The 18933-nt window shown below is 62.9% G+C and carries 17 protein-coding genes; 8 read left to right on the top strand and 9 right to left on the bottom strand.

Features of this window, described 5'->3' with window-relative positions:
* The 5 genes from ACEXP3_RS13365 to ACEXP3_RS13345 are packed head-to-tail and all read left to right on the top strand — an operon-like array spanning position 1 to position 4888.
* Positions 1-1089 (top strand): phosphotriesterase family protein, encoded by a 1089-nt coding sequence (locus ACEXP3_RS13365; protein WP_377297776.1) that lies wholly within the window; start codon positions 1-3, stop codon positions 1087-1089.
* Between the two features lie 27 nt (positions 1090-1116).
* Positions 1117-1881: a glutamine amidotransferase gene (locus tag ACEXP3_RS13360; RefSeq protein WP_377297704.1), complete on the top strand. Its 765-nt coding sequence runs from the start codon at positions 1117-1119 to the stop codon at positions 1879-1881.
* Positions 1882-1890: 9 nt separating this feature from the next.
* Positions 1891-2796, top strand: coding sequence for a PfkB family carbohydrate kinase (locus tag ACEXP3_RS13355; RefSeq protein WP_377297703.1), 906 nt, complete (start codon positions 1891-1893; stop codon positions 2794-2796).
* A 5-nt stretch (positions 2797-2801) separates the two neighbouring features.
* Positions 2802-3635 carry a BtpA/SgcQ family protein gene (locus ACEXP3_RS13350; RefSeq protein WP_377297702.1) on the top strand — a complete coding sequence of 278 codons (834 nt, stop codon included), beginning with the start codon at positions 2802-2804 and terminating at the stop codon, positions 3633-3635.
* Entirely contained in the window at positions 3632-4888 is a 1257-nt protein-coding gene (locus tag ACEXP3_RS13345) for a Zn-dependent hydrolase (protein WP_377297701.1), read from the top strand. Before ACEXP3_RS13350 ends, ACEXP3_RS13345 begins: the two co-directional genes overlap by 4 nt.
* A 15-nt stretch (positions 4889-4903) precedes the next feature.
* On the opposite strand, the gene speB is transcribed toward ACEXP3_RS13345, so the two are convergent.
* The 6 genes from speB to ACEXP3_RS13315 form a co-directional block, all read right to left on the bottom strand.
* Complete coding sequence (speB, locus tag ACEXP3_RS13340; protein ID WP_377297700.1) at positions 4904-5851, bottom strand: agmatinase; 948 nt, start codon at positions 5849-5851, stop codon at positions 4904-4906.
* A gap of 102 nt (positions 5852-5953) precedes the next feature.
* The gene (locus ACEXP3_RS13335; protein WP_377297699.1) at positions 5954-6859 is read right to left on the bottom strand and encodes a polysaccharide deacetylase family protein; all 906 of its coding nucleotides are present in this window, start codon (positions 6857-6859) and stop codon (positions 5954-5956) included.
* Between the two features lie 11 nt (positions 6860-6870).
* Positions 6871-7797, bottom strand: coding sequence for an ABC transporter permease (locus ACEXP3_RS13330; RefSeq protein ID WP_377297698.1), 927 nt, complete (start codon positions 7795-7797; stop codon positions 6871-6873).
* Complete coding sequence (locus ACEXP3_RS13325; protein ID WP_377297697.1) at positions 7797-8891, bottom strand: ABC transporter permease; 1095 nt, start codon at positions 8889-8891, stop codon at positions 7797-7799. Before ACEXP3_RS13325 ends, ACEXP3_RS13330 begins: the two co-directional genes overlap by 1 nt.
* The gene (locus ACEXP3_RS13320) at positions 8888-10417 is read right to left on the bottom strand and encodes an ABC transporter ATP-binding protein (protein ID WP_377297696.1); all 1530 of its coding nucleotides are present in this window, start codon (positions 10415-10417) and stop codon (positions 8888-8890) included. Before ACEXP3_RS13320 ends, ACEXP3_RS13325 begins: the two co-directional genes overlap by 4 nt.
* Before the next feature lie 65 nt (positions 10418-10482).
* Positions 10483-11439, bottom strand: a complete 957-nt coding sequence (locus tag ACEXP3_RS13315; protein ID WP_377297695.1) for a BMP family protein — start codon at positions 11437-11439, stop codon at positions 10483-10485.
* A 122-nt stretch (positions 11440-11561) separates the two neighbouring features.
* Here ACEXP3_RS13315 and ACEXP3_RS13310 point away from each other — a divergent pair, with 122 nt between their 5' ends.
* The gene (locus tag ACEXP3_RS13310; RefSeq protein WP_377297694.1) at positions 11562-12188 is read left to right on the top strand and encodes a TetR/AcrR family transcriptional regulator; all 627 of its coding nucleotides are present in this window, start codon (positions 11562-11564) and stop codon (positions 12186-12188) included.
* A gap of 72 nt (positions 12189-12260) precedes the next feature.
* On the opposite strand, the gene ACEXP3_RS13305 is transcribed toward ACEXP3_RS13310, so the two are convergent.
* Entirely contained in the window at positions 12261-13433 is a 1173-nt protein-coding gene (locus tag ACEXP3_RS13305; protein ID WP_377297693.1) for an MFS transporter, read from the bottom strand.
* A 104-nt stretch (positions 13434-13537) separates the two neighbouring features.
* Here ACEXP3_RS13305 and ACEXP3_RS13300 point away from each other — a divergent pair, with 104 nt between their 5' ends.
* Complete coding sequence (locus ACEXP3_RS13300; RefSeq protein WP_377297692.1) at positions 13538-14395, top strand: LysR family transcriptional regulator; 858 nt, start codon at positions 13538-13540, stop codon at positions 14393-14395.
* Between the two features lie 98 nt (positions 14396-14493).
* Here ACEXP3_RS13300 and ACEXP3_RS13295 read toward each other — a convergent pair whose 3' ends face one another.
* Complete coding sequence (locus tag ACEXP3_RS13295; protein ID WP_377297691.1) at positions 14494-15429, bottom strand: alpha/beta hydrolase fold domain-containing protein; 936 nt, start codon at positions 15427-15429, stop codon at positions 14494-14496.
* A gap of 33 nt (positions 15430-15462) precedes the next feature.
* The gene (locus tag ACEXP3_RS13290; RefSeq protein WP_377297689.1) at positions 15463-15999 is read right to left on the bottom strand and encodes a helix-turn-helix domain-containing protein; all 537 of its coding nucleotides are present in this window, start codon (positions 15997-15999) and stop codon (positions 15463-15465) included.
* Between the two features lie 237 nt (positions 16000-16236).
* Here ACEXP3_RS13290 and ACEXP3_RS13285 point away from each other — a divergent pair, with 237 nt between their 5' ends.
* On the top strand, positions 16237-18879 hold the full coding sequence (locus ACEXP3_RS13285) for an ATP-binding protein (protein ID WP_377297687.1): 2643 nt from the start codon (positions 16237-16239) through the stop codon (positions 18877-18879).
* Positions 18880-18933 lie beyond the last annotated feature (54 nt).

The following is an 18933-nucleotide window of genomic DNA, read 5'->3' as shown; positions in this document are numbered from 1 at the left end:
ATGGACCATCTGTTTGCCGAAAAGCCGCGCGAGCGCCACCCGATCGGTGTCGGGACCGGTTGCGCCATGACGGTGACCGGCCCCGTTCCGGTGGACGATCTCGGCGTGACGCTGATGCACGAGCACATCTTTCTGTATGGCGCCCGCAGCTGGATCTGCCCGTGCCACCCCGATGAGAAGGCGATTGCCGAGCAGAAGGTCTCGATGGAGATCATCGGCGAGTTGCGGATGAACCCCTACATGAACCGCGACAATGTCTCGCTGGACGACGGGGATCTGGCGCTCAGCGAGTTGAAGCGGTTCCAGTCGCTTGGCGGCTGCACCGTGGTGGAAACCACCAATTTCGGCATCGGGCGCGACGCGGAGGGCCTTGCCCGGATTGCCCGCATGTCTGGCCTGCGTATCGTGATGGGGACGGGCTTCTATCTCGAACACACCCATCCCGACTGGCTGAAGGGCATGGATATCGATGAAGTGACGGCCTTTATCGTCAACGATGTCGGCGGGGGCGAGACCCAGCCCGGGATCATGGCTGGCATCATCGGCGAGGTCGGCGTCAGCCGTCATTTCACGGCGGAGGAGGAGAAGTCGCTCCGTGCCTCGGCGCGGGCGTCGCGCCTGACCGGCCTGCCGCTTTCCATCCACCTGCCGGGCTGGGAGCGGCTGGCGCATCGGGTGCTCGATGTCATAGAGGAGGAGGGGGCGGATCTTCGTCACACCGTGCTCTGTCACATGAACCCGAGCCATGACGATCTCGATTACCAGATGGCGCTTGCCCGCCGCGGCGCCTTTCTGGAATACGACATGATCGGCATGGACTATTACTATGCCGATCAGGATGCCCAGTCGCCGTCCGACGAACAGAATGCGCGCGCCATAGCGACCCTCGTCGACAGGGGTTTTGCCGATCGGCTGCTTCTGTCGCAGGATGTGTTCCTGAAGATCATGCTGACCCGCTACGGCGGTTTCGGCTACGGCTATATCCTCAAGCACTTCCTGCCGCGCCTGAAGCGCCACGGTGTGGACCAGGCCACCATCGACCGCATGCTGGTCGAAAATCCCAAAACCGTGTTTTCCGCCGGGCGCTGAGCGCCGGCATCGTTTGAAGGAGTTTCCATGACCAAGAAGAAAGTGCTGCTCGCCGGCGAATCCTGGGTATCGACCGCGACCCACATCAAGGGTTTCGACCAGTTTCCGACCGTCACCTATCACACCGGCGCCGATGAACTGCTCAGCGCCCTGAAGGAAAGCCCGTTCGAGGTCACTTTCATGCCCGCGCATGAGGCGCAGCGCGACTTCCCGCTGACGCTCGAAGGCCTTCAGGCCTATGACGCCATCGTCCTGTCGGATATCGGCGCCAATACGCTGCTTCTGCATCCCGATACCTGGATCCATTCGCGCCGCACACCGAACCGGCTGAAGCTGCTGAGGGAGTATGTCGCAGGCGGAGGCGCGCTGCTGATGTTCGGCGGCTATTATTCCTTCCAGGGCATCAATGGTGGCGCGCGTTACCGCAACACGCCGGTTGAGGAGGTTCTGCCCGTCTCCTGCCTGCCGGTGGATGACCGCGTCGAAGTTCCGGAAGGCTTTACGCCGGTCGTCTCCGGCGATGCGAACCATCCCATCCTCTCCGGCATTTCCGGCGCGTTTCCCTATCTTCTGGGATTCAACGAGGTGGTGCTGAAGGAAGGCGCCCAACAGCTGATGACCGTTTCCACCGAATACGGCTCCCTGCCCCTGTTGGTGACCGGCACCTATTGCGAAGGCCGCACGGTCGTCTGGACCTCGGATGTCGGTCCGCACTGGCTGCCGCCGGAATTCATCGCCTGGCCGGGATACAAGACGCTGTTTGCGCAGATGCTCGCCTGGGCAACGGACTGAAGCCGCACCATGACCGTTCACGTCGTCGGCAATGTCTGCGTCGATAGCAGCTTTCACCTGGCGCGGCTTCCGCAACCGGGGGAGACGCTGAATGCCGACGGCGTGGAAGAGGGGCTCGGCGGCAAGGGCGCCAATCAGGCGATTGCCGCCGCGCGAGCGGGGGCTTCCGTCACGCTCTGGGCAGCCGTCGGCCATGATGCCGCAGCCGACCGGATGCAGGCGCTCCTCACCGCCGAGCTTTACGGCGCCAGGCTGTCGCGCTTCGGTCTGCCGAGTGACCGTTCCGTGATCCTGGTGGACGGCGCGGGCGAAAACGTCATCGTCACGGCAGCGGCCTGCGCCGCTTCGTTCCGCCCTCTCGCCGAGGGCGTCCTGCCCCGCACGTGGAAGAGCGGTGACAGCCTGCTGATGCAGGGCAATCTCTCTGTCGACGAGACGGCCGCCTGCCTGCGGCAAGCGCAGGCGGCGGGGCTTTTCACCATCCTCAACCCGAGCCCGCTGCCGCCGGGCGGGCGGGGCATGGCGTCGGTCTCGCTTCTCATCGCCAACCGGCCGGAGGCGGAAGCCCTGACGGGCGAGCGGGATCCGGCCGCGGCCGCGAACCGCCTGCGCGCCATGGGCGCCGGGCAGGTCGTGATTACGCTTGGCGGGGAGGGCGCTGTGCTGCATGACGGCCGGGAGAGTTTTGCCATACCGGCGGCGAAAGTCGACGTGGTCGATACCAGCGGCGCCGGCGATTGTTTTGCGGGCACGCTGGCCGGCCTTCTTCATCGCGGCATGCCGATAGTAGCTGCCGCAAGGCTTGCGACGCGGGCTGCTGCACTGTCCGTTGGCCGTGCCGGCACGCTCTCGGCCTTTCCCACGAGGGTGGAGCTTTCCACCCTTGCCTCATCCCCGACACTGGATATTGCGTGATCATCATGGCCAAACCCATCGGACGACAGGATTCCACGATACTGAAAACCCTCTTCAGCCGGGAAAAGCCGATCATCGGCGTGGTGCATCTCATGCCCCTGCCGGGCGCCCCCCGCTATGACGACGAGGGCGTCGAGGCCATTTATGCGCGTGGTTTGTCCGACGCGAAGGCCTATCTTGCCGGCGGCTGCGATGCGGTCATCATCGAGAACCACGGCGACGTGCCCTTCGCCAAGCCCGATGACATCGGCCACGAGACCTCTGCCCACATGGCCGTCATCGCGGACCGCATCCGCCGCGAATTCGGCCGGCCGATCGGCATCAATGTGTTGGCCAATGCGGCCATTCCCGCACTTGCCATTGCCTCGGCTGCCTCGGCCTCCTTCATCCGCGTCAATCAGTGGGCGAACGCCTATGTCGCCAATGAAGGCATCGTGGAGGGGGAAGCCGCGCGCGCCATGCGTTACCGCGCCCATCTGAGGGCCCGCGGCATCCGCATCTTCGCCGATGCGCATGTCAAGCACGGCGCCCATGCCATCGTCGGTGACCGGCCGGTGGAGGAGCAGGTGAGGGACCTTGTCTTCTTCGATGCCGATGTCGTGATTGCAACCGGCCAGCGCACCGGCCATGCCGCCGATCTCGGTTATATCCGCATGATCAAGGAGGCCGCCTCGCTGCCCACCCTGGTCGGCAGCGGTGTGACGCATGAGAACGCCAACGACATTCTCTCCGTCGCCGATGGCGTCATCATCGCAAGCGCCCTCAAATATGACGGCGTCTGGTGGAATGCCGTCGAGCCGGACCGGGTGACCCGTTTTATCGCCGGCCTTGATCGATGATGAAGAGAGTGGAGGTCGATGGCGCGCGTCTGCTGCAGTCGCTGGCGGATTTTGCAGCGATCGGTGCCACGCCCGCCGGTGGCGTCAACCGGCAGGCGCTCAGCGTCGAAGACCGGGCCGCGCGACGTCTGATCACGGAACGGGCCCTGGCGCGCGGCTTTTCGGTGTTTCAGGATGACGCCGCCAATCTGTTCATCCGGCGCGAGGGCCGCGATCCCGGCCTGGCGCCGGTGCTGATCGGCAGCCATCTGGACAGCCAGCCGACCGGTGGACGTTTCGACGGCGCCCTCGGCACTCTCAGCGCCTTCGAGGTTCTGGAGGCCTTGGCGGAAGCGGACGCCGGGACGCTGCGTGCCATCGAGGTCGTCGCCTTCACCAACGAGGAAGGCAGCCGTTATGCGCCCGGCTGCATGGGCTCCATGGACTTTGCCGGTGCTTCTGCCATCGGCGAGTGGCGATCGGTCGTGGCGCCCGACGGCGCCCGCCTGGAGGATGAGCTTGCTGCGACGCTTGCCGCACTTCCGCAGGCCGCGATGCGGCCGGTGCGACCGCCGCCTTTCGCCTTCGTCGAGCTTCACATCGAGCAGGGCCCCATCCTCGAGCGCGAGGCTGTGCCGATCGGTGTCGTGACGGGCGTGCAGGGCACGCGGTGGCTGGAGGTCAGTTTTACCGGCGAGGCGGCGCATGCGGGCACGACGCCGCGCGAGTTCCGCAAGGATGCCTTGGCCGCTGCAGCCGATGCGATCGCCTTTCTGCAGGCAACGGTGATGCCGGGCGATGCGCAGGCCCGGCTCACCGTCGGCCGGCTTGCCGTCGAACCCGGTTCCATCAATGTCATCCCAAGCCATGCATCCTTCACCGTCGATGTCCGCCATCCGGATCATCAGGCCCTTGCCGGCTTGGAGGCGGACGTGAGGGCAGCCTGCGCGCGCGCGGCAGAAACATGGGGCTGCGCCCTGTCGATCGATCGCCGTCTCGACATGGCCCCCGGAACATTCGATCCCGCGATTGTGGACGTCATCGAGAAAGCCTGCCTCCGGCGCGGGATTGCAAGCCGAAGAATGACGTCGGGCGCGTTCCACGATGCCCTCTTTGTCAGCCGCACCGCGCCCTCCGCCATGATCTTCGTTCCCTGCCGCAACGGCGTCAGCCACAACGAGGCGGAGTTCGTGACCGACGATCATGTCATTCTCGGCGCAAGCGTTCTTCTGGATGTCGCAAGCGATCTGGCGGACCGGGCCGTAACGGGGTGAGCGACAGCCAGAAGATCACCTGTTGATGAAGATCCGGCCGATGGTGTTGAGCAACAGCTGAGCTGCAAGGATCGCGGTCGAACCGGTATGGTCGTAGTCCGGCGCAACTTCGACGAGGTCGACGCCGACGATCGGGCCGCGCTTGGCAAGACCTGCGATGAGTTCCAGCACTTCGTAATAGATGAAGCCGCCATGGCTCGGCGTGCCGGTCCCGGGCGCGATCGAGGGGTCGAAGCCGTCGATATCGATCGTCAGGTAATAGCGCTTGCCTGCCGGAATACGCTCCAGAACCGCATCGACGCCGAGCTTGCGGATCTGGCGGACCGAAAGAATGTCGGAGCCCTGAGCCCGGGCATAGTCGTAGCCTTCCTTGGCGGTCGAGGAGACGTTGCGGATGCCGAGCTGCGTCATGCCGGTCACCCAAGGCTTTTCCGAGGCCCGGCGCAGCGGGCTGCCATGGCCGAAACGGACGCCGTGGCGCTCATCGACGAAGTCGAGATGGGCGTCGAACTGCACGACATGGATCGGTTCCTGCTCGCTGAAGGCGTTGATGCAGGGAATGTTGATCGAATGGTCGCCGCCGAGAACGACGGGCAGCGCGCCGGCCGCCAGGATCTTGCGCACGCCATATTCGATATTGGCATGGCTTTTCATCGTGTCGGTATGGACGATGTCGGCATCGCCGAGATCGACCATTCGCACACCTTCCAGGTAGGTGACGTCGTCCTCATGGTCATAGGCACCGGCATGGCCGAAGGCGAAGAGGGTGGACGCCTCGCGAATGCCACGCGGCCCGAACCGAGCGCCCGAGCGCCACTGGGTCCCGAAGTCGAAGGGTGCGCCAAGGATCGCCACATCGGCGTCGATGGCATCCCAGTTTTCCACATAGGGGCTCTTGGCAAAGGTCGAGATGCCGACAAAGGGGAGGTTGAGCCTCCCGGAATCGTAACCGTGGGCTGCCATGGCATATCCTTTCGTGCTGTGCTGCGGGAGCCTTGCGTCCCGGATTGATGGATCGGGTCAGGTCCCGCCGCAGGCAATGCGGCAGCGGCCCTTGTCTGATCGTCAAAGGAAAGCGGGTGCTGAAACCCTGACCGGTCCGTCATATTGCGGCATCGGGATCTCGCGGGGCACGTAGAGGCCTTTTGCCGTGACATCGCGCACATGGGCGGCGATCTCTTCCATCGGCGCGAACCAGACGTCGCCGCGGGAGACGGCCTCTTGAAGGAACCGGCTCACCACATGCCAGCGCGCCAAGCGACCGGTCGCGAAGGGATGGACGACCGGGATCCAGAGCCCGCCATAGCGATAGGCGGCCTCGAACTCCTCGCGGAAAATCTCAAACCCGTGGCTCGGCGCGCGGATCGGCATCATGTAGTCGAGATCCATCGACTGGACATATTGCGGCCAGTCATCGACCCCCCAATGGGTCGGCAATTCGACGAAATCGCCGTCGGCGGCCTTGACGAGATAGGGCACGTCGTCGGCCATCAGCGAGCTGTCATACTGAAAACCGCGCTCGACCAGCAGGCGTGCCGTCTGTTCGGAGAAATTGTAGAGCGGCGCACGGAAGCCGCGCGGCGCCTTTCCCGTCACCCGCTCGATGACTTCGCTTGACCGATCGAGCCAGTATGCCTGTTCGTCGGCGCTCTGCTTGACCGGGTTCTCATGCAGGAAACCGTGCTGTGCGATCTCGTGGCCACCGGCCAGGATGGTCTCGATCGCCTGCGGATAGCGCTCGATGCACCAGGCCGGGATGAAGAAGGTTTGCCGTATGCCGAGCTGCCGATAGGTTTCGACAATGCGCGGAATGGCAACGGTCGGGCCGTATTGCAGCATGGAGAGGGCAGACGCCCGCTTGTAGCCGTCTTCCGGGTGATCGATGTGGATTAGGCTCTCGGCATCCATGTCGAAGGTGACGCAGGCGGCGCATTTGGCGCCATTGGGCCACGGTACGGGATTTGAGATCATGGATTAGCCTTTCATTTGCCGCTGCGCTCGAACTTCTTGCCCACGGCGGCCGGGGCGTGAACCTTGCCCGACATCAGGACAAGCGCCACCAGCGCCGCGATGAAGGGCAGGGTGGAGAACAGCTGATAGGGAATGTCCGGGCTGCCGAATTGCAGCCGGAGCTGGGTTGCGTCCGCCATGCCGAAGGCAAGGCAGGCAATCGCCGCGCCGAGTGGGTTCCAGCGGCCGAGAATGACCGCCCCAAGCGCGATAAAACCTTTGCCGGCGCTCATGTTTTCGGTGAACACATGGACCTGGGACAGCACGATATAGGCGCCGCCGAGACCCCCCAGCATGCTGGAACCGATCACCGAAACATAACGTAGCCGCTGCACGTCGACACCGGCCGTATCGACCGCCATGGGCTGGTCGCCGGCCGCGCGCAGAAGCAGGCCCCAGGGTGTGCGGTAGAGAAGCCACCAGGCAAGGGGCACGGCGAGATAGGCGAGATAGGCAAGCGGCCCCTGGATGAACAGGATGGGGCCGACGAACGGAAGGGCGGACAGGAGCGGTATCGGCCAGACGCCGAAGCCCGGCAGCGGGGCGGTGGCACTTGCCCCCAGGATCTGGCGAGCGAGATAGGCCGTCATGCCGCTGACGAGCAGGTTGATGGCAATGCCTGCGACCAGCTGATTGATGCCGAGGCCGACAGCAAGCCCGCCGAGCAACAGACCGAGCAGACCGGCGACCGCAAGCGCCATCAGGAGCCCGCCCAGCGGATCGCCGAACCACCACGTCCCGATTGCCGCCCCGAAGGCACCGCCGAGAATGCAGCCTTCGATGGCGATGTTGAACACGCCGGAGCGTTCGGCCCAGACGACGCCGATGGCGGCGAAGACGAGCGGTATCGACAGCCTCAGCGAGGAGGCGAGGAAATCGGTGAGAAACGCCAGATCCATCACCTGGTCTCCTGCGGTTGAGCGGCCAGCGCAGCGTCAAGCCTCTGGCGCCTGGCAAACCAGGCCCGCCACTGGTCAGCCTTGAAGACGAAGGCCTGGGAGGCAGCGACGCAGATGATGACGATCCCGATCACCGCATCGACGACGGTGCTTTCAAGGCCGATGGCGCGCTGCATCATCAGGGCGCCGATTTTCAGGCCGCTGAGGAAGAAGGCGGCAACCACCGACATCAGCGGATTGAGTTGCGCCATGAAGGCGACGACGATGCCGTCAAAGCCGAAACCCGCGGAAAACAGGTGGTAGAGACGGTGCTTGAGACCGAGAACCTCGAAACTGCCGGCCAGGCCGCCGAGAGCGCCGGAGAGAAACATGGTCATGATCACCGTGCGCCCGACATTGACGCCGGCATAGTGCGCCGCCTGCGGGTTGCGTCCGACGAGATCAAGACCGAAGCCGAGCGTGGAGGACCGCAGAAGCACCCACAGCACGACCGCCAGCACGACGCCCAGAACTACACCGAGATGCGCATCGGTCATCGGCAGGATGATCGGCAGGAAGAGACCTTCCGGGATTTCCTCGGAATAGGGATAGGGCGCTCCCTCCTGCATCATCGGGCCGCCGGCGAAATAGCTGACGAGATTGATCGCGACGAAATTGAGGAGCAGCGTGACGATGACCTCGTTGATGCCGCGCTTTGCCTTGAGCAGGCCGGCGATCATGCCCCAGGCGCCGCCGGCAAGCGCGCCGGCAAGGATCGCAAGCACGAGGTGGAGCAGTGTCGGAAGACCGGTCACGTAAAGTGCCACACTGGAGGAAAACAGGCCGCCCATATAGATCTGGCCCTCGACGCCGAGATTGAGCAATCCGCCGCGCAGGGACAGGATGACCGCAAGCCCCGCAAGCAGGATCGGGGACATCTTCACCAGCGTGCCGGAAATGCCCCAATAGTCGAGGAAGGCGCCCTCGATCAGGACTGAATAGGCCGAAAGCGGATTGCCGCCGGACACCGCGATCAAGAGCGCCCCGAGGCCGAAAGCGAGGAAGAGAGCCCAGACGGTGCGCAGGGCATACAGCGTTGCAACGATGCGGATCATGCGGCCTCCGGAGTTTCGCTGATGCCGGTCATCAGGCTGCCGACACGCTCGAGCGTCGCTTCGCTGCGCGGCAGGATCCCGGTAAATTGGCCGCCGCAAATGACGGCAACGCGATCGGCGACGGCGAGAATATGTTCAAGTTCGGTCGAGATGTAGAGAATGGCCACGCCTTGCGCCCGCGCTTTGAGGATGGTGCGCTGGATGAGTTCGATGGCGCCGACATCGACGCCCTTGGTCGGCTGCATGACCACCATCACGGTGGGCCCCGCTTCGATTTCCCGGGCAAAGATCAGCTTCTGCTGGTTGCCGCCGGAGAGGAAGCGCACCGCCTGATCCAGCCCGCGCAACCGCACGTCATAGCGCTTGACCCAGTCGGCGGCGATTTCGCGCAGGCGCCGGGGCCTGAGCCACCCCTTCCACGAAAACGGGGATCGGCGGAAGTCGCGCAGGGCCGCGTTCTGCCAGACGGGAAGATCGAGGACGAGGCCGGTATGGTGCCGGTCCTCGGGGATGTAGGACATCTTTGCATCATGCCGGCGCTGGTCGACGGTCAGCGGAAGAAGGTCGGTGCCCTTCAGCTTCAGCGTGCCACCGTCCGGACGCCGCATGCCGGTCAGCACTTCTGCAAGCTCTGATTGCCCGTTGCCGTCGACACCGGCGATGCCGAAGATCTCTCCGGCACGGATCTGGAAGGAGACGCTCTTGAGGGCGGCAACCCCATGGCTGTTGGTGGCTTCGAGATGTCGGGCATCAAGCACGACCTCGCCGGGTTCCGGCCGTTCCACGTCATAGGAGGAGAGTGCGACATCGCGTCCGACCATCAGCCGTGCCATGTCGGATTTTTCCAGCCCCGCGACCGGCTGCTCGGCAACGACGCGGCCGGAGCGCATGACCGTGATCCGGTCCGCCACGGCAACCACCTCTTCGAGTTTGTGGGTGATGAGAATGACCGTCTTGCCCTCCTGGCGCAGCCGGCGAAGGCCCTGCAGCAGGCCATCCACTTCCTGAGGCGCCAGAATACTGGTCGGCTCGTCGAAGATGATGATCTGCGCCTCCCGGTAGAGCGCTTTGAGGATCTCAACCCGCTGGCGCATGCCCATGGGCAGCGTCCAGACCGGAGCATGAAGATTGATGTCGAAGCCGTAGTGACGGGACAGGGCGCCGATCTTTTCGGCATGTGCGTGGAGAGACAGGCGCAAACCCTGGCCGGGCAGGCCCAGAATGATGTTCTCGACGACGGAAAGCGTATCGACCAGCATGAAATGCTGATGGATCATGCCGATGCCGTGATCGAGTGCGGCACGCGGGGAGGGGATGCTCACCGGCTTTCCAAACACCTCCACCTGACCTTCCTCAGGCTCGTAGAGACCGTAGAGGATGTTCATCAGCGTCGTCTTGCCGGCGCCGTTCTCCCCAAGAATGGAGTGGATCGTGCCTGCGGTCACCGTCATGTCGACCGCGTCAAGGGCGCGGAATTCGCCGAACAGTTTTCCGACACCGGTGAGGCGAAGGGCGGGAGCCGTCATGCAACCAATCTCTTGCTGAAGGTGGGATTGCCGGCAGCAAGGGCTGCTGCTGCCGGCGACCAGGATTATTTCGCCGAGATTTCGCCCGAAGCAAGCTTCGGCAGAAGGGCATCCACTTCGGCCGGTACGGAGGCCGGAACCTTCGGGCCGTAGGTGCCGAGACGGGTGGCGTTCTTGTGGTCGAAGCTGAAGATGTAGGGCTTTGCTTCGAGCTTGCCGTCCTTTGCAAGGCCGATGACTTCGCCGAGCGCGCCGCGCATGTCGAAGACCGCGGACTGGATCACCGTATCCGGCCAGTCCTTGATCGCATCGTAATAGATGCCGATCGCCATCTTGCCCTGTTCCTTGGCGCCCTGGAGGCTGCCGACCACGGCATTGTCCATCGACGGGAAGATCACGTCGGCGCCCTGACCGATCAGGTTGAGGGCGGCTTCCTTGCCCTTGGCGACATCGTCCCAGTCATTGGTCCAGGCGGTCATGACCGAACCATTGGGGCGGGCGGCCTTGAAGCCCTTCTCGAAACCTTCGCCGAGTTCGACGTAGAATTTCAGCTTCTGCGCGCCGATATAGCCCGCCTTGCCGGTCTGGGAGGTCTTGCCCGCGACATAGCCCATCGCATAGCCCATGGAGGGGAAGTCGTAGCTGACGACGGCCACGTTCTTGCCGGCCTTCACGCCGTTGACGACCAGGAACTTCGTATCGGGGAAGCGGCTTGCGATGCGATCGACGGCATCCTGGAATTCGCCGCCATGGCCGATGACCAGCTTGTAGCCGCGGCGGGCATAATCGGCCAGTGCCTGGGGCTGGTCTGGCTGTGCCGTCTTTTCGCTGTAGGCGAATTCGACGCCGAGTTTCTGGGCTGCTTCCTTGACGCCTTCATAGCCGGACTGGTTGAAGGAATTGTCCGTAATGACGCCCGGAAGCACGATCGCAACCTTGAAGTCGTCGGCGACGGCAGGGGTGATCATGCTGCCCAGTGCGATTGCCGCACCGACGAAACCATTGCGCAGAGCTTTAATCATGTCCATAGTTCCCTTGGTTATGGTTGTAAAAAAATTTATGGACTAAAATATTTTTGTCAATAAAATATTTTGCTCAATTGTTGATCAAAGATGCGCAGAAGTGGGTAAAAAGCAGGCAGATGATGGCTGAAGCAGGACTAAGAGAGCGCAAGAAAGCGCAACGTCGCGAACTCATCATGGATATCGCGCGTCGTAAGTTTCGCGATGAGCCCTATGGTGACGTGACGATTGAATCGCTTGCCTATGAAGCAGGCATTTCGGGCGTGACGGTCTATAATTATTTCGGTCACAAAGCGGGGCTTTTGCTCGCTCTGGTGGAGGAAGGCGATCGGAAGCTGACGCGGCAGTTGATCGAGGAGCAGGCGCAATTGACGCAGGATGCACCGAACTTCCTCGGCTATTGCGCAGATTTCGCCCAGCGTCTGCGCCTCCACGCAACGGGGAATCTCCCAAAGCCCGTGTGGCGGGAGATCCTTGCCGCATCCATTCAGAGCGGAAGCGAAGAATTTGGCCGGAGCTATCAGGCACTCGATCGCGCCTTGACCGACTTTCTGGCCCATTGGGCGCGTGTCTGTCTGAAAGCCGGGACCTTGCCGGCCGGGGTCGATCCCGATGCCCTGGCCGATACGGTCTTTCTGCTGCAGAACGCCCGGTTCCAGCAATTCATGAGCGATGATTCCCTGACTGACGCGGAAATCGACACCCTGATGCGTCGTGACTTCGACCAGTTCGGACGGCTGTTTGCCTGAGAGCGCTGCGAATGTTTCCGCGCGCTCCCGGCTGTTCCTTCTTGTCAGGTCTCTGGTCGCGTGGTGGCAGGTTTATTCCGGCCGCCGCCTGACCTGAAGTGCGACTGCGATGGCGCTGACGAGGCCGCCGAGGGCGGTGACACCGAGCCAGCCTGCGCTCGACCAGACTGCGATTGCTAAAGCCGATCCGATCGCCCCGCCGAGGAACATGGAGCCCATCAGCACCGTGTTGAGGCGGGCGCGCGCGTTGGGATCGAGCGCATAGACCAGAGACTGGTTCGAGACCAATGCGCTCTGCATGCCAAAATCGAGGGCGATCACGCCGATGACAAGGCCGGCGATGGTCGGGGACGCCGCAAAGAGTGCCCAGGAAGCAAGAGCGATGATGGCGCCGAGCCGCACGACGATGGCGGGACCTCTCACGTCTGCAACGCGGCCGGCGACCGGAGCGGCAATCACGCCGACAGCACCGACGATGCCAAAGAGGCCGGCGATCTCGGCGCCGAGCCCGAGATCAGGTTGCGCCAAGCGAAAGGGCAGTGCCGTCCAGAAGGCAGAAAACCCGGCAAAGATCAGCGCCTGGGTCACGGCTGCCCGCCGCAATTCCCGATGCTTCATCCAAAGCGAGCCAATCGACGAGATCAGGATCCGGTAGCGCATCGAGGCCGAGGTCGGGAGGGAGGGGAGAATAGCCCACATGCCCAAGGCGCCGACGAGGGCGACCGCGACCGCGATCATGTACATTTCCCGCCAGCCGAGATGTGTGCCGATGTAGCCCGCGACCGTTCGGCTGAGGAGAATTCCCCCAAGCACGCCGGAGAGCAGGGTTCCAACCGTCGCACCGCGTTTCGAGGGGGTGGTGAGATGCACTGCAAACGGAATGATCTGCTGCGCGACCGTCGAGGATATGCCGACGAGGGCCGAGAATATCACGATCAGGGCCGTGTTGCCGGCATAGGCGACGCCAAGCAGCGCAAGGGCAAGCGTGAGGAATTGACCGACGATCAGGCGCTTGCGCTCGACGATATCGCCGAGGGGGACCAGCAGGAACAGACCCAGAGCGTAGCCGAGTTGGGTGACCGGCGAGATCAGTGTCGCGGCAAGCGGCAGGTCCCTGCCGATGAGTTCCAGCATTGGCTGGTTGTAATAGATGTTGGCGACCGCCGCTCCGGCACCGACTGCCATGGCGAAGGTGAGAGGCGTCGTCATTTTTGGCAGCGCCGTCGGTTGATAATGGATGGTCATATCGACGTCCTCTTGTGTTGATGGTTGAAAATATCGAGTGAACGCGGTTGTTCTGCAATCGAAGACACTGCACAGTGCCTGTACGTTTTTGAACGGGGGCGGCCATGGAATGGAGCGATGTCAGGATTTTCCTCGCGGTTGCGAGGGAGGGAACGCTGGGCGCCGCCGGCCGCTCTTTGAAGCTCAGCCACCCAACCATCAGCCGGCGTTTGCGCGCCCTGGAGGACGCGACAGGGCAGACGCTCTTTCAGCGCACGAGCGACGGTTACGTGCTCACCGAGGAAGGATCGGCAGTGCTCTCGATGGCCGAGCACATGGAGGAAAGCGCGTTGGCGATCGAGAGGCGCCTGGCAGGTGATGTGCACAAGCTCGAAGGAACCCTTCGCATCTCTTCTGCGGACTGGTTCGGAGCCTGGGTCCTTCCACCCGTCATCGCCGCGTTTTCGAAGACCTATCCTCATGTGGACATGGAAATCCTGACCGGGACGCGACTGTTCAGCCTTGCGCAGCGGGAGGCCGATGTCGCATTCCGCATTTCGCCCTTCACCGAAGCAGACGTCGTCCAGCGCAAGCTTATCGAAATGCCGTACGGAGCCTACGCGGCGGCGGACCAAGCGCCACCGCGCGCCGGCGATGGACACGGATGTGCTCTGGTCACCATGGATACCTCCCTCGGTGCCTTTCCCGATATCGACTGGTTGAAGTCGAAACTTCCGCACGCCCGGATCATCGTCCGGTCGAACAACCGGAACGTCCAGGCGCAGATGAGCAGTGCCGGCGTCGGCATTGCCGTTCTGCCTCGACCCGTTGGAGACAAGCAGCCCAATCTCCAGCGCCTGGATCTCGGCGAAGATCCGCCGAGCCGCGATATCTGGATGGGCTATCATCGCGATATCCGGCGCTCCGGACGCCTGAGGGCATTTGTCGACCTTGCGGTGGCGCTCCTCTCGAAGATCCGTTGACGTCGCTCTCTGGCGCATCAAGGAGCGGATCGGTGGGCAAGAGGAGATGTCGGTGAACGCGGTCAAGGGGTGCTCCTTCCTCAGGAATGACGCCAAAGCTACAGGTTGAATGTCTCCTTCAGCAAAGCGGCGGCGTGAGCCACGGCACCTCGCGCAGCGGGGGTGTCGGCAAGCGGCTCCAGGACCGCGAAATCATGAATTGTGCCGAGAAAGCGCACGGCGTTTACCCGCACCCCGGCCTGCATCAGCTTGCGTGCGAACTCTTCGCCCTCGTCCCTTGCCATGTCGTTTTCGGCGGTCATCACAAGCGTTGGAGGCAGTCCCTCAACATCTCTGATCCGGGCATCCGCCGGTGAGGGAAGCGCGGTATCTCCATCCTCGCCCAGTTCCTGCGTCAACTGCGACAGGAGGTCGGCCGTCATCCAGGGCCCTTCGGCGAAGGCCTGACAGGACGCCGTCTCAAGGTGATCCGAGAATATCGGATTGAACAGAATTTGCAGTGCGATCGCCGGATCCGGACGGTCTTTGAGAACCATCGAAACCACCGCGGCAACTTTTGCGCCAGTACCATCTCCGGCCACTGCCAATCGGGCGCCATCGAGCCCGAGGCTGTCGCCATTGCGCTGAATTTCCGAGAGAGCGGAAATGATAGATGCTACTCTTGCCGACAATGGCCCCTGGCTTGCGCCAAGGCAGAAGACGGCAATCTGGCTCGCCTCCGCCAGGGTGCGGCACAGGCCGTCTGCGCTCATCCGGCCTTCGTCTCCAGCCCTTTGCGAGCAGACAAAGACAAGGACCGGACTGGGTGCGCTTGCCCCGACGGGAAGGATCAGGCGGCCACGGACAGGATCCGGCGGGATGTCGAGGTCGACATCGATCACCCGGCTTTCTGAGTGAGGCTCGGCATCGCTATCGACCATCCGTTCTCTTAATTCCTCAAGGCTCTTTGCCGGACCGGGAAAGCGGTCCAGGAATTCCTGCGTCAGCGTGTCGAGAACGGGATTGGCTGAGGCAGACGTGACATATATCGGCATTTTCTGGGTACTTCCTGATGGGATGGCTGACGATCACTGCGCATGGGCGTGGCGGCGACGGAAGCTGCTGGGGGTTTCTCCGGTTACCTGGCGAAAGAGCCGGGAGAGGTGCGCCTGATCGGCAAGGCCACAGTCGAGCGCGATCTGGGCAAGCGGTTCGGTGCTCTCGACCAGCAGCGTCTTTGCGCGATCGACGCGCCTTGCCTGCACGTAACCATGCGGCGGGACACCGAAACTCTGGCGGAACGATTTTGAGAAGTGACTGATGCTGAGGCGGCACAGAGCCGCAAGATCTTCGCAAGGGATGGCCGATGACAGATGCTCGTCAACGAACTGGCTGACGCGCTTCATCTGCCACGGTGCCAGGCCACCGGTCACTGCCGGCTTCGGTTCTGCCCGCAGGATCGCCCGGGCCTTGTCGAGGCAGGCCTTCACCGCCTCGATGTCGCGGTCCACTTCGAAACCCGCCTGATCGAGCAGTTCGGTCAGGGTGATGGCGATGCTTGCAGGCAAATCCTTGACGGCTACCGGTGAAGTCGGACCGGCTTCGATAACGCGATAGAAAGACATCGGGAGTTCCTTTCGGCGGGTTGACGTGAGTGATCGTTGTCGATGACCAACATCTACCGCCGACAGGGCTCGGACCGTGACTTAAGCTTTGTGAAGAGTTGCAAAGGCGATTAAGCCCCCTTTGCAGATGGTGCCCTCCACAGTCATTTCGTCCAAGAAAAGTAACTCCTTCAAAAGACGCCGAGCCTCCCGGTTGATAGGTTGGACTATCCGGACTGCGGCAATTGATGGACGATCATGCAAGACAACACCTCCTACAGGTTCGACCGATTCACGCTCTCGATTGCGCAGAGGTCGTTGTTTTCAAACGGAGAACCTGTTCGTCTCGGCGCACGGGCGCTTGACCTCCTCATTCTCCTGGTGGAACGGGCGGGAGAGCTGGTCACCAAGGACCAGCTGATGGAGCGGGCATGGCCGGACGCGACCGTTGATGAAAACGCCATGCGCGTCCATCTTTCGGCCTTGCGCAAAGCCCTGGGCGAGACGGCGGACGGAATCAGTTTCATCCAGAATGAGACCGGGCGCGGCTATAGATGGGTCGTCCCCGTGGTCGCAACCGGAGCGCCCGGTGCCGAGAAGGCTGAAAGCCAAGCAAAGCCGCTCTCCCTTTTCCTTCCCGCCAATCTGGCCCAGGTCATCGGCCGCGACGAGGTCATCCAGGGACTGGCGGACCTTTTTCCCGACAAGCGGCTGGTCACGATTGCCGGTCCAGGCGGAATCGGCAAGACGACGGTTGCCCTGGCGGTCGCGCACCGGGTGGCCGCCGCTCAGGGAATTGCCGGCTGCTTTGTCGATCTGGCGCCTCTTTCAAGCGGAGGCCTCGTGGTCTCGGCCCTGGCCAGCCAGCTCGGTCTGGCGGTGGCAGGCGTGGCAGAGCAGGGGATCATTGCGGCCCTTGCTGCGCAGGCCGTGCTGATCGTCTTTGACAATTGCGAACACGTGGTCGATGCGGTCGCGCAGCTGTCTGAGAAGATTTTGCAATCGGCGCCTCATGTCAGCATCCTGATCACGAGCCGTGAACCGTTGCGGGCGGCGGGTGAGTCGATCTTTAGGCTTCCGACGCTGGCGGTGCCGGCGCTGCAGGCGGACATGACGGCAGAAAGAGCGCTGGAATTTTCCGCGGTCGAACTGTTCTGCAGCAAGGCCAGAGCAAGCTCGAGCAGCTTCGAGTTCCGCGATGAGGATGTTTCCGCGGTTCTGGATATCTGTGAACGCCTGGACGGCATTCCGCTTGCGCTGGAAATGGCAGCCTCCCGCATGGACCTGCTCGATGTCCAGCAGATGGCAAAGCGTCTCGATGACCGCTTTTCCGTTCTGACGAAGGGGCGGCGAACGGCCATGCCGCGTCAGCAAACCCTGCGCGCAACGCTCGACTGGAGCCACGATCTTCTGTCCGAAAGCGAAAAGGCCGTCTTCCGACGGTTGTCGGTGTTCCGCTCGTCTTTCGAGCTCGATGCCGCCTTGGCCGCCTGCGCGGGCGCCGACGTCGAAGAGTTTGCCGTCTTCGATGCGTTGACGGCACTCGTCGACAAGTCTCTCGTGACGATGGACCGGCGCGATCGTTCGTCACTCTACCGCCTGCTGGATACGACCCGCTTTTACGCGGCGGAAAAGCTGGGCAGGGGACCGGAACTGGACGAGGTGATGCGACGGCATGGCAGGCACTGCCTGAAACTGTTCACTTCGGAAATGACCGTATGGGACGGAAAGAACCCGGGCCAATGGCTCGCCGCCAACAGCTGGCGGGTGGACGATCTTCGCGCGCTATTCGATTGGGCATTCACCACCGGCGACAAGCAACTCGGCGTGGAACTGATCATCGCTTCGGCATCGCTCTGGTTCCATCTTTCGCTCCCTTCCGAATATCTGGCACTGGCTCGAAGGGCGATGAGCGCCATTGCCGGGACGAGCCTGGTCGGTTCCGTCGCCGAGTTCGAGCTTCAGGCGACCTATGGCCACGCCTTGTGGCACACGGCGGGTCCGACGGAGGATATGAACAACGCGTTCCTGCGGGCGGGAGAGATCGCCGACCAGCTCGATCTTGCCGCCCATAAGCTCAGAGCCGTTTGGGGATTGTGGGCGCGCGCGATCCTGTTTGGCAATTACAGGGAAAGCCTTGTCCTTGCGGAGCAATTCAAGGGGCCGGCCTATGCGACCGGGGAGCTCGCCAACATCCAGACCGCAGATCATATGCTTGCGCTTTCCCATCACTTCATCGGCAATCAGGCCCAGGCGCTCGAGCTGTTGATGAAGGTGATTGCCGGTGACGATGCGCCCGTCCGCGCCAACCACACAAACCATGCCCAGGTGGATGGGAAGACAGCGGTGCTGGCATTGCTCATGCGCATTACCTGGTTGCAGGGGGATGCCGATGGAGCGCTTGCGCTTGCCAAGGATTGTGCGGCTGACGCCCTCTTGCTCGATCACGACCTGTCAATTTGCTACGGCTTGGCGATCGGATGCATTCCGGTTGCGCTATGGTGCGGCGAACTTGCGCTTGCGCGGGAGTGGAACGGTCATCTGATGAGCCGCACGACGCGAAGAGGCCTGCGCCATTGGCAGGTCTGGGCGGACGGCTTTGCGGCCATTCTGGAGGGCAAAACGGCGTTTCCCAGGGATGCCACCGCAATGCAGGCGGAAGTGTTCGCGGCCATCAGCCCGCACGCTTACAGCAACGATCTCTTCGCCCGGCAGGACGTGGAAGGCAGCATCTGGTGCGGCCCCGAACTGCTGCGGGTCGCAGCCGTTAAATCCGCGGGGAATTCAGAGAGACCGAGCGGGGAGGCTCTTGCCACTGCCTATGCGATGGCAGAACGCCAGGGTGCCGTAGCCTGGATGAGGCGCATCGAACTGATGCAAGGTGGCTCAGGGTCCCACTAGAGGTGTCTGCGCGGCGTGGCAAAGGCGGGCCTGATACTCATGATACCAGGCCCG

This window comes from Neorhizobium fuzhouense (assembly GCF_042611105.1).
GTDB lineage: Bacteria > Pseudomonadota > Alphaproteobacteria > Rhizobiales > Rhizobiaceae > Neorhizobium > Neorhizobium galegae_A.
This window is presented reverse-complemented; position numbering and strand designations above follow the sequence as displayed.

Bases quoted from the DNA above. Each gene is read 5' to 3' on its own strand.
- ACEXP3_RS13350 (WP_377297702.1), top strand. From the start codon at position 2,802: ATGGCCAAACCCATCGGACGACAGGATTCCACGATACTGAAAACCCTC.
- ACEXP3_RS13300 (WP_377297692.1), top strand. From the start codon at position 13,538: ATGGAATGGAGCGATGTCAGGATTTTCCTCGCGGTTGCGAGGGAGGGA.
- speB (WP_377297700.1), bottom strand. From the start codon at position 5,851: ATGGCAGCCCACGGTTACGATTCCGGGAGGCTCAACCTCCCCTTTGTC.
- ACEXP3_RS13355 (WP_377297703.1), top strand. From the start codon at position 1,891: ATGACCGTTCACGTCGTCGGCAATGTCTGCGTCGATAGCAGCTTTCAC.
- ACEXP3_RS13295 (WP_377297691.1), bottom strand. From the start codon at position 15,429: ATGCCGATATATGTCACGTCTGCCTCAGCCAATCCCGTTCTCGACACG.
- ACEXP3_RS13310 (WP_377297694.1), top strand. From the start codon at position 11,562: ATGGCTGAAGCAGGACTAAGAGAGCGCAAGAAAGCGCAACGTCGCGAA.
- ACEXP3_RS13360 (WP_377297704.1), top strand. From the start codon at position 1,117: ATGACCAAGAAGAAAGTGCTGCTCGCCGGCGAATCCTGGGTATCGACC.
- ACEXP3_RS13365 (WP_377297776.1), top strand. From the start codon at position 1: ATGGACCATCTGTTTGCCGAAAAGCCGCGCGAGCGCCACCCGATCGGT.
- ACEXP3_RS13290 (WP_377297689.1), bottom strand. From the start codon at position 15,999: ATGTCTTTCTATCGCGTTATCGAAGCCGGTCCGACTTCACCGGTAGCC.
- ACEXP3_RS13325 (WP_377297697.1), bottom strand. From the start codon at position 8,891: ATGATCCGCATCGTTGCAACGCTGTATGCCCTGCGCACCGTCTGGGCT.
- ACEXP3_RS13330 (WP_377297698.1), bottom strand. From the start codon at position 7,797: ATGGATCTGGCGTTTCTCACCGATTTCCTCGCCTCCTCGCTGAGGCTG.
- ACEXP3_RS13335 (WP_377297699.1), bottom strand. From the start codon at position 6,859: ATGATCTCAAATCCCGTACCGTGGCCCAATGGCGCCAAATGCGCCGCC.
- ACEXP3_RS13345 (WP_377297701.1), top strand. From the start codon at position 3,632: ATGATGAAGAGAGTGGAGGTCGATGGCGCGCGTCTGCTGCAGTCGCTG.
- ACEXP3_RS13285 (WP_377297687.1), top strand. From the start codon at position 16,237: ATGCAAGACAACACCTCCTACAGGTTCGACCGATTCACGCTCTCGATT.
- ACEXP3_RS13305 (WP_377297693.1), bottom strand. From the start codon at position 13,433: ATGACCATCCATTATCAACCGACGGCGCTGCCAAAAATGACGACGCCT.
- ACEXP3_RS13315 (WP_377297695.1), bottom strand. From the start codon at position 11,439: ATGATTAAAGCTCTGCGCAATGGTTTCGTCGGTGCGGCAATCGCACTG.
- ACEXP3_RS13320 (WP_377297696.1), bottom strand. From the start codon at position 10,417: ATGACGGCTCCCGCCCTTCGCCTCACCGGTGTCGGAAAACTGTTCGGC.